A 10,175-nucleotide genomic window follows, 5' to 3' on the forward strand; every position below is an offset into this window, starting at 1 on the left:
ACCGCAATTCAGACAAAGACAATGGAAGATAGCATCGTATTGAAAGAACATGAGGAGGTTGTGAACCGCAAATTGGGCCTCCTTTTACAGACAGGTTGCCTGCTGATGGAGTGCTCTGCCGACACGACACGCATCATGCGGACCCTCAAAAGAACCATCGCTTTCCTCGGACTTCGCAACGAAAACCTTCATCTCTACGTCAACTACGACATCTTGATGGTGAATTATCACGACGACACCCACTCGTTTACGAAGTTCCAACACTGCAAACGACACATCATCGACATGGCCGTTATCTCCGAAATGAGTCGCCTTTCATGGAGTTGTATCAAGGAAAACCTCTCCTTGGACGCCTATGCGGAGCGGCTGTATCAGCTGGGTAAGAAGAAAAACCGGTACACGCCGTGGGAAGTATCCATTGGAAGTGGCTTCGCATGTGGCGGCTTTTGCGTTCAATTCGGTTGTGACTGGACATCGTTTTTCTATGCATCTATCGCCGCAATATTGGGCTTTCGGCTCAAGATGTTCCTTGCGAAGAAGGGCACGAATGCCTATGCCGGCATCGGAATCTCAGCCTTTGTGGCAACGATGTTGGCCTGGCTTTTCACGTTTCTCTCAGTGGGTCCGGTGGCTCATGCAGTGCCTGCGTTTCTCCATTCGGCCACTCCTTGGCACCCGTTGCTGGCCTGTGCGCTCTTCATTGTGCCCGGCGTGCCGCTGATCAACTTTGTGAGCGACATGCTCGACGGCCACATTCAGACTGGCATCACGCGGGCTTTGAATACGCTAATCATGGTGGGAGCGATGTCATTCGGCATCGCCTGCGCCATTAAAATATGCGGAATAGACAACTTCGTGACCGACCTTCCGATTACACCTCACCACAATTACTTTGAATATGCCATTGCCGCAGCCATCTCGGCCATGGGTTTCTCGATGATATACAACACACCTCGCCGTCTGCTTCCAGTCATTGCGGTGGGCGGAATCATTGCCGTTTGCTGTCGGAATTTCGTGAACTTAGGAGCCAGCAACGGTAACATTGGCCTCGACCAAGGCGTGATTATCGGTTCGTTGACAGGCTCCATGCTCGTCAGTCTCATTATTACTCGCGCCCAACATTGGTTCCATACGCCCCATCAATGCATCTCCATACCGAGCGTTATCCCCATGGTTCCGGGCGTATTGATGTATCGTGCGCTCTTTGCCTTCATCGAAATGACGGGCGTTATCGGCCAAGTAACGGTGGCCATGAACAACCTTATCAAGGCTTCGCTCGTCATCTTGTGCATTGCTTTGGGCGTGGCTTTGCCTCATATCTTCGTGCATCGGTTGCTTGAAAGCAAGCGCAAGCAACGTCTCTACGACTTGCTTTGCGAGCGACATCGCATCAATAAAGAGCAAAAGTCGCAGGAGAAGTGACCCGCTTCGGGTGCTTCTGTCTGCAAAACGGCCGAAACACGTAGCCGAAAAAATGCAAAACATTATATATAGGTATTGCATATAATAAAAAAAATGGCTATCTTTGCCTGAAAATATATAGTATCAACTTAATAAAAGAGATTATGAAGATTGAAAAAATTCATGCAAGAGAAATCCTCGATTCAAGAGGTAACCCGACAGTTGAAGTAGAAGTGACGCTCGATAACGGCGTGATGGGCCGTGCAAGTGTGCCGTCTGGTGCATCAACCGGCGAGAACGAGGCCCTCGAACTCCGCGATGGTGACAAGCAACGTTACTGTGGTAAGGGCGTATTAAAGGCCGTAGAGAACGTCAATAACGTGATAGCTCCGGCACTGAAAGGGGAAAATGTGCTTAACCAACGCGCCCTCGATTACAAGATGCTTGGCTTGGATGGCACCCCAACAAAGAGCAAATTAGGAGCCAATGCCATTCTTGGTGTGAGCCTTGCTGTGGCACAAACGGCTGCCAAAGCCCTTAATATTCCATTGTATCGTTACATCGGTGGCGCCAATACTTACGTGCTTCCGGTTCCTATGATGAACATTATTAACGGCGGAGCACATAGCGATGCGCCGATTGCTTTCCAAGAGTTTATGATCCGTCCAGTAGGAGCTCCGAGCGAAAAAGAGGCAGTTCGCATGGGTGCAGAGGTGTTTCATGCATTGGCAAAGAACCTGAAAAAGCGCGGACTTTCAACGGCTGTGGGAGACGAAGGAGGCTTTGCTCCTAAGTTCGATGGCATCGAAGATGCGCTCGACTCTATCATTCAGGCCATCAAAGACGCCGGTTATGAACCCGGAAAAGACGTGAAGATTGCCATGGACTGCGCTGCTTCAGAGTTTGCCGTACAGGAGAACGGCAAGTGGTTCTACGACTATCGCCAGCTGAAAAACGGCATGCCGAAGGACCCGAACGGCAAGAAACTCACGGCAGATGAGCAGATTGCTTATCTTGAGCAGCTCATCACGAAATATCCTATCGACTCTATTGAGGACGGACTCGATGAGAACGACTGGGAGAACTGGGTGAAACTGACCGCAAAAATCGGCGACCGTTGTCAGTTGGTAGGCGACGACTTGTTCGTGACCAACGTGAAGTTCCTCGAAAAGGGCATCAAGATGGGCGCGGCAAATTCTATTCTTATCAAGGTCAATCAGATTGGTTCGCTCACCGAAACCCTTGAGGCTATCGAAATGGCTCACCGTCATGGCTACACAACCGTGACCTCTCACCGTTCCGGAGAGACCGAAGACACGACGATAGCTGATATTGCTGTGGCAACAAACTCAGGTCAAATCAAGACCGGTTCGATGAGCCGTACCGACCGAATGGCCAAGTACAACCAGCTCATTCGCATCGAAGAGGAACTCTGCTGCACCGCACAATACGGTTACAAGAAGTTGAAATAAGAGCGAAGTTCCTGTTTGGAACAACGCATTCTCAATAACATGGAAAAAGTGTCCGACCACATTCGGACACTTTTTTATGATTTGTGCCCTCAGAAACCAACCTTACCGGTTTACAGCGGAGCCCAAATTGCGTATCAATACGCCCATGATGACGATGTGGGGACTTTGACTTTGAAGTTTGAACATTGAAGTTTGACCTTTATGATTAGTCCTATTATGAAGATGATTTGTAGACAATAGGTATGTAAGGACGCACGGCTCGTGCGTCCGCTCCGTTGAAAATGTAAGTCGATATACATCGGCTCGTGCGTCCGCGCAAGGTGAATGACAAGCAAATAGCGCGGTTATTGGAGCGAATGCACGCAGCATTTTGGGCGGACGCACGAGCCGTGCGTCCCTACATGCACTCGCGCAACTTGCCATCTCAACCATTTTGCACATTAATATAGCCATGACAAGCATGTAGGGACGCACGGCTCGTGCGTCCGCTCCGTTGGGAATATAAGTCAATATACATCGGCTCATGCGTCCGCGCAAGGTGAATGACAAGCAAATAGCATGGTTGTTGGAGCGAATACACGTGGCGTTTTGGGCGGACGCACGGACCGTGCGTCCCTACATGCCTCTTGTCTGCAACTCATCTTCATAATAAGACTAATCATAAAGGTCAAAGTTCAATGTTCAAAGTTCAAAGTCAAGGTCCCTACATGCGCTCGAGCAACTCACCACATGGGCCGCATTGATTACCAACGACTTACACCTTGCGTTTCAATCTCAGCCATTTCACCGCGCAATATGGCCCATTTTACCGCGTAATCTCAGCCATTTTACGCATCAATGCGACTGGTTTCGTTGTTCTTTTTAAGCCACAGAAAGGGAAACAAGCCCTTCATACGCTCCCCACGCCCATCACCATTACTCTGTATAATAACAAAACCGGGGAGAAAAGCCACGCACTAATTGCCATGGAAAAGGTAAGAATGAACCCAAATAAAGCAGCAAATATTCTCCATTCATGTTCAACTGTGCCGAGAAAACGGATATTTTAGCGACGAAAGCGGCTGCAAATGAAAAAAAATATGTAAGTTTGCAACTATGCAAGAGGTGACAAAAGAACTCCAACCACGGTGGAACGCCGTTATCATTGACGTGCTTTCGGTCTTTATCCGCATCTGCGAAGCGCAGGGACTACGCTATTTCTGCGCGGGAGGAACGGCCATCGGGGCCGTGCGCCATCAGGGAATGATTCCTTGGGACGACGATATCGACGTGTTCATGCCGCGTCCCGACTACGACCGCTTCCTTGCTTTGGCGGCCCATTCGATGCCCGAAGGCTACGAAGTACTGTCACCTTACGCGACGAAAGACTATCCGATGTACTTCGCCAAGATGTGTAATGCACGCACAACGCTGCTCGAAAACGAGCGAATCCCCTGCGTCTTCGGGCTCTATATCGACATCTTTCCCTTGGACGGTGCCTGCGACGACGTGGAAACATGCTATCGGGAGAAACGCCGTTTCAAGCGGTTGATGAACAAACTGGAGGCCGTTTCCACGCACAACAGCTTCGGTGAGTACGTCGGTCTGCTGGCGAAGCGGCGCGAATGGGGCCGTTTTGCCGTGAAGACCGTGGCCTTTTGCTGTCGTTCGTGGCTCAGACGGTGGCTCTTGAAACAGATGGACAGCATCGCATACGGCCATGATTACGCCCTGTCTTCAAGGGTTGTCACCTACAGCGGGGCCTATCAACGACAGGAAATCTACCCGAAAGCGTGGCTCGAAACGCCGCAGATGTTTGCCTTCGAGGGCCTCATGGTGAACCTGCCCCACGACTACGACGCCTATCTTCGCCATTTCTTCGGCAATTACATGACGCTTCCGCCCGTGGAACAGCGGGCCTCGCATCACCAAAAAGTGTTTTTCGACCTTGACAAACGCCTCGACTTGAAAGCTATCAAACGCATATTGAACCTCAAAAAATGAACATTGCCGTTATATTTGCCGGTGGATCGGGACTTCGGATGCATACGAAATCGAAGCCAAAACAGTTTCTCGATCTCAATGGAAAGCCCATTATCATCTATACTTTGGAGCTTTTTGACAACCATCCCTTGATAGATGCCATCGTTGTTGCCTGCATCGAAGGGTGGATTCCCTATCTGGAAAAGCAGCTAAAGAAGTTTGAAATCAACAAAGTGGTAAGCATTGTGCCCGGCGGAACAACCGGACAAGACTCTATTTACAACGGACTTTGCGCCGCAGAAGCCTATGCAAAGGGCGACAATGCCACGGTGTTGATACACGATGGTGTGCGACCTTTGATCACTGAAACAACGATAACCGACAATATAAATAAGGTGGAAGCGTGCGGATCGTGCATCACCTGCGTACCTGCAACAGAGAGTTTCGTCGTCAAACAAGCCGACGGAAGCCTCGAAATTCCGCCGAGATCGGCCTCTCTGATAGCCCGTGCACCGCAGTCATTCAGGCTGAATGACATTCTTGCGGCCCACAGAAAGGCCATCAAGGAAGGCCGCCATGACTACATAGACTCGTGCACCATGATGAATAGTCAGGGCATGACGCTGGGCACAATCATTGGTCCGATGGAGAACATCAAGATAACCACGCCGACAGACTTCTTTGTTTTGCGGGCCATGGTGAAGGTGCATGAAGACCAACAGATATTCGGTTTATAGGTTGTTTGGCATGAATAAGGTTTTAGAAAACGACATCAAGGCCTTCAAAACGCATTTCGAACTCGGCTCATCTTTGGTCGGAACGACGGTTTGCGTAACGGGAGCGACGGGCCTTTTGGGCAGTTTGGCAGTGAAATGTCTGCTGAGTATCGGTGCAAAAGTGGTGGCCGTCGTCCGCGATATGGCCAAGGCCGGACGCGTGTTGGGTGCAGAAAGCGACCAGCTTCGCTATTATGTCTACGATTTTTCAGCGGACAACGGAGCCTTCATGCCTCCCGTTGCAGTGGATTATGTCCTTCATTTCGCCGCTCCAACGGCTTCCAAGTATTTTGTAGACAAGCCGGTAGAGACCATCGACACGGTGTATCGCGGCACAAAAGCCGTGCTGTCGTATGCCATGGAACAGCCTTTGAAGTCGTTGGTCTTTGCTTCTACGCTCGAAATCTACGGCACGATAACCGACGATTCTACCCCCATTACGGAAGAAGTGCAGGGCTATATCGACCCCATGTCGGTGCGCAGCAGTTACCCGATGGCTAAAAGACTCGCCGAAACCCTGTGCCATAGCTATGCCAAAGAGCATGGATGCCCGGTCAAGATAGCCCGTTTGGCGCAGGTATTTGGCGCAGGTGTGGCCCCTGACGACACGCGTGTGTTTGCCCAATTCGCCCGTTGTGTCATTCAAAATCAAGACATCACGCTTCACACAAAGGGCGATCTTTGCCGCTGTTATTGCTACACCATGGATGCCATCTCGGGCATTCTGTATGTCATGTTGAAAGGAACGGCCGGCGAAGCGTATAACGTTTCCAACCGCGAAACCTATATTTCGATTCGCGAAATGGCCGAGATGGTGTGCCGAGAGTTCGGTTCTTCCATTCGCACGGTGGTCAGGTTGCAAGGCGGCATGGGCTATTCTCCGACGACAAAGCTACTGCTTTCGGCCGCGAAATTAGAGGCCTTGGGCTGGAAACCCCGGTATGATTTGCACGAAATGTACGACAGATTGATAGGTTCCATGAGAGAAACGACGGCGGCACTTTGAATATTGAACATTGAAGTGTGAACTTTGAACTTTAGGATTAGCCCTATTAAAAAATGATTTGCAGGCAAGAGGTGTGTAGGGACGCACGGCTCGTGCGTCCGCGCAAGGTTAATAACAAACAAACAGCACGGTTGTTGGAGTGTCCGCGCAAGGCGATGGCAAGCAAACAGCGCGGTTGTTGGAGCGAATGCACGCAGCATTTTGAGCGGACGCACGGGCCGTGCGTCCCTACATACGCCTAATCGGTTTTCCATATCAGCCATTTTGTGCGACGAAATGGCTGAGATTGTACGGTGAAATGAGTCATATTGCGCGGTAATATGGCTGACATTGCAGGCGAAGAGAAGCCAAATGACGGGCCAAGTCCTTGCAGGTTCGGGAAGAAATGGATAACTTTGCAAGCGGAAACCTATGTCTCAATCAACCAACCTGACATGACAAGAACAACCATGCTCACCTTCTTGCTGGCATTACCACTCGCATTGCCGGCACAAAACAGCTACGACAGTCCGCAAGAGGCCGAAAAGGCCATCACCGTGAGGGTCGACACATCGCGCGAACCCATTCAAAAAGGAAAGTATAAGCCCACATGGGAGTCGCTTTCCGACTATGAATGCCCGGCTTGGTTCCGCGATGCAAAGTTCGGCATCTGGGCACATTGGGGTCCGCAATGCCAGCCCGAATACGGCGATTGGTTTGCCCGCAGAATGTATGAGCAGGGCTCTGATGCCTATACCTTCAGCAAAGAGGCCCGCAATCCGCAGAAGGATTTCGGCTTTAAAGACTGGATTCGCGAGTGGAAAGCTGAGAGATGGGACCCTGAAAGACTCGTGAAACTGTATCAAGACTGCGGGGCCCGCTACTTCTTCGCACTGGCCAACCACCACGATAACTTTGATCTTTGGGACAGTAAGTACCAACCTTGGAACGCAGTTTCACTCGGACCGCAGAAGAACATCATAGCAGGTTGGGCCGCAGCCTGCCGCAAATTGGGAATGCCTTTGGGCCTCAGTGTGCACGCAGCCCATGCATGGACGTGGTATGAAACAGCCAGAGGAGCCGACACTTCGGGCACTTTCAAGGGACAACCTTACGACGGTTGCCTGACAAAAGCCGATGGAAAGGGAATGTGGTGGGACGGTCTTGACCTGCAAGACCTCTACGAACAGCGGCATACACGCAGTAAAAACAACGGCGAATGGGACTGGAATCCGACGCAAGTGACGCTACCCGACCAAGCTTACTGCGACAGATTCTACAACCGAACCATGGACCTAATCAACAAATACGACCCATCCGTGGTCTATTTCGACGACACTGTGCTGCCCCTTTATCCCTTTTCCGACGCGGGATTGCAGCTCACTGCCCACCTCTATAACAAGAGTATGGCTCGCAACGGCGGCCGAAATGAGGTCGTGGTGACAGGGAAAGTGCTCAAAGAATGGCACAAAAAGGCGCTCATGTGGGACGTGGAACGCGGCACACCCGACCGCATTCAGCCTCAAGCATGGCAGACTTGCACGTGCATCGGCTCATGGCATTACGACAAACGCCGCTTCTTTGACGGCACTTACAAGACTGCACAAGCCGTCATTCAAACCCTTGTCGACGTCGTAAGTAAGAATGGTAACCTCCTGTTAAGCGTGCCTGTGAAAGGCGATGGCACGATAGATTCGCTCGAATATAAGGTAGTTTGCGAGGTAGGAACATGGCTGAAGGCCAACGGAGAGAGTATCTATGGCACGCGACCTTGGGTCATTTTTGGTGAAGGACCGGCCGTAGACAGCCCCCAACCGCTAAAGGATCAGGGCTTCAATGAGGGAAAAGTGACGTTCACTTCGGCTGATATTCGCTACGTTAGGAAAGGCAAAACGCTCTATGCAACCACCCTCTGTGCGCCGCAACCCGGCTCGATGGTCACGCTGAAAGCCGTCAAGAAAGCCCGCCGTGTCAGCCTTTTGGGCCACGGAGAAGTGGCGTTTCGCCAAACCAAACACGGACTTTCCGTCACGCTTCCTGCCACGCTTCCCAATCAAATCGCGCTCGTGATGAAGATAGAATAGGGGACTGCGGAGGCCTTTTGGGCCAAAATCAACCCTCCAAAGCCTTTAACAACGCCAATGCTTTGTTCTCATTGGCCTCCATAATCTCGCGTTCTCCCGGTCCTTTGTCATTGATTCCGCAGAGATGGAGCACGCCGTGAATGATGACTCTGTGGAGTTCTTCGTCGTAATCCTTGCCGAATTGCGTGGCATTCGTGCGCACGGTGTCGAGGCTTATCACGAGATCTCCGTTGATGGTGTCGCCTTCATCGTAGTCGAAAGTGATGATATCGGTATAGTAATCGTGTCCCAGATAGTTGTTGTTGACTGCTAATATCTTCGCGTCGTCAACGAACATGTAACCAATTTCGCCCACCTTCCGGCCGTAACTTTCTGCAACAGCTTTAATCCACCGGTTGAGGAGGCGTCGCTTGAGCTTCGGCATTGCGATGCCGTCTGCGTTGTATGTAATCATCATTCAGTTTGTTTAAGCGTCTCATGCCCTCCGAAGCGAGCCGGAGAAGGGTTGCCGGAGCAAGGTTGGGGCAGCCATTCTGCCACGTCTTTCCCAAAGAATTGCAGCTCTCTGACCATCGAACTACTGATGCTCGACAGCCTCGGATCGGCAAAAAGCAGCAGGGTTTCGATGCCGCCGAGCTGCTTGTTGATGTCGGCTTGCTCGCGTTCATACTCGAAATCCTTGGCAGATCGCACGCCACGAACGATGAACCTCGCCCCTTCTCTGCGTGCCATATCGATGGTCAAGTCGGCATACGGCCTCACTTCCACGCGCTTTTCGCCTGCGAACACGGCCTTGATAGCCTGCACACGGGCCTCGATTTCCTCGCTCGTATGCTTCAGTTTGCTCACCGCAACGGCTATCACCAGCTTGTCGAACAGCGGCAACACGCGGTCTACAATGTTCTGATGACCAATCGTAAAGGGGTCGAAAGTGCCCGTGAAGAGCCCGATTCTTGTTTCTTTTTCCATCTGTTGCAAAGTTAATATATTCCTTGTTGAAATGCAAATCTTTCTACTTTGAAGTTTGAAGTTTGGCTTTTGAAGTTGAAAGTTTAGCCTTTGAAGTTGCTGATTACCTGCCGGAACGCATGGATTGCGCGCCCTTTCGCCCCTTCCCCATGCTTTTGGGTTACATGATGAGCGGACGCACGGACCGTGCGTCCCTACATGGGAGACGGTCGCAGTCATCTTGTATTTCAATCGCAGCCATTTTACCGCGTAATCTCAGCTATATTGCGCGGTAAAATCAGCCATATTGCGCGGTGAAATGGCTGAGATTAGAACGCAAGGTGTAAGTCGTTGGTAATCAATGCGGCCCATGTGGTGAGTTGCTCGAGCGCATGTAGGGACCTTGACTTTGAACTTTGAACATTGAACTTTGACCTTTATGATTAGTCCTATTATGAAGATGATTTGCAGACAAAAGGCATGTAGGGACGCACGGCTCGTGCGTCCGCTCAAAACGCTGCGTGCATTCGTTTCAACAACCACGCTG

8 protein-coding genes are annotated in these 10,175 nt (G+C 51.0%); 6 read left to right on the plus strand and 2 right to left on the minus strand.

The window, feature by feature from the left end; all coding sequences use genetic code 11:
• Nucleotides 1–21: 21 nt before the first annotated feature.
• The 6 genes from HMPREF9944_RS09360 to HMPREF9944_RS09385 all read left to right on the plus strand — a co-directional run bounded on the left by HMPREF9944_RS09360 (nt 22) and on the right by HMPREF9944_RS09385 (nt 8,680).
• Nucleotides 22–1,422, plus strand: coding sequence for a threonine/serine exporter family protein (locus HMPREF9944_RS09360; protein ID WP_008565968.1), 1,401 nt, complete (start codon nt 22–24; stop codon nt 1,420–1,422).
• A gap of 143 nt (nt 1,423–1,565) precedes the next feature.
• Nucleotides 1,566–2,873, plus strand: a complete 1,308-nt coding sequence (gene eno / locus HMPREF9944_RS09365) for a phosphopyruvate hydratase (RefSeq protein WP_008565969.1) — start codon at nt 1,566–1,568, stop codon at nt 2,871–2,873.
• A gap of 1,095 nt (nt 2,874–3,968) precedes the next feature.
• Entirely contained in the window at nt 3,969–4,856 is an 888-nt protein-coding gene (locus HMPREF9944_RS09370) for a LicD family protein (protein ID WP_008565971.1), read from the plus strand.
• Nucleotides 4,853–5,572, plus strand: a complete 720-nt coding sequence (locus HMPREF9944_RS09375; protein WP_008565972.1) for an IspD/TarI family cytidylyltransferase — start codon at nt 4,853–4,855, stop codon at nt 5,570–5,572. Before HMPREF9944_RS09370 ends, HMPREF9944_RS09375 begins: the two co-directional genes overlap by 4 nt.
• Before the next feature lie 10 nt (nt 5,573–5,582).
• On the plus strand, nt 5,583–6,617 hold the full coding sequence (locus HMPREF9944_RS09380; RefSeq protein WP_008565973.1) for an NAD-dependent epimerase/dehydratase family protein: 1,035 nt from the start codon (nt 5,583–5,585) through the stop codon (nt 6,615–6,617).
• Nucleotides 6,618–7,051: 434 nt separating this feature from the next.
• A complete protein-coding gene (locus HMPREF9944_RS09385; protein ID WP_044113607.1) occupies nt 7,052–8,680 on the plus strand; it encodes an alpha-L-fucosidase in 1,629 nt (542 codons plus the stop codon).
• A 28-nt stretch (nt 8,681–8,708) separates the two neighbouring features.
• Here the strand turns inward: HMPREF9944_RS09385 and ybeY are convergent, their stop codons facing one another.
• Entirely contained in the window at nt 8,709–9,134 is a 426-nt protein-coding gene (gene ybeY, locus HMPREF9944_RS09390; protein ID WP_008565978.1) for an rRNA maturation RNase YbeY, read from the minus strand.
• Complete coding sequence (gene coaD, locus HMPREF9944_RS09395; RefSeq protein WP_008565979.1) at nt 9,134–9,649, minus strand: pantetheine-phosphate adenylyltransferase; 516 nt, start codon at nt 9,647–9,649, stop codon at nt 9,134–9,136. The genes ybeY and coaD overlap by 1 nt, the downstream gene beginning before the upstream one ends.
• Nucleotides 9,650–10,175 lie beyond the last annotated feature (526 nt).

This window comes from Segatella maculosa OT 289, assembly GCF_000243015.1.
Lineage (GTDB): Bacteria > Bacteroidota > Bacteroidia > Bacteroidales > Bacteroidaceae > Prevotella > Prevotella maculosa.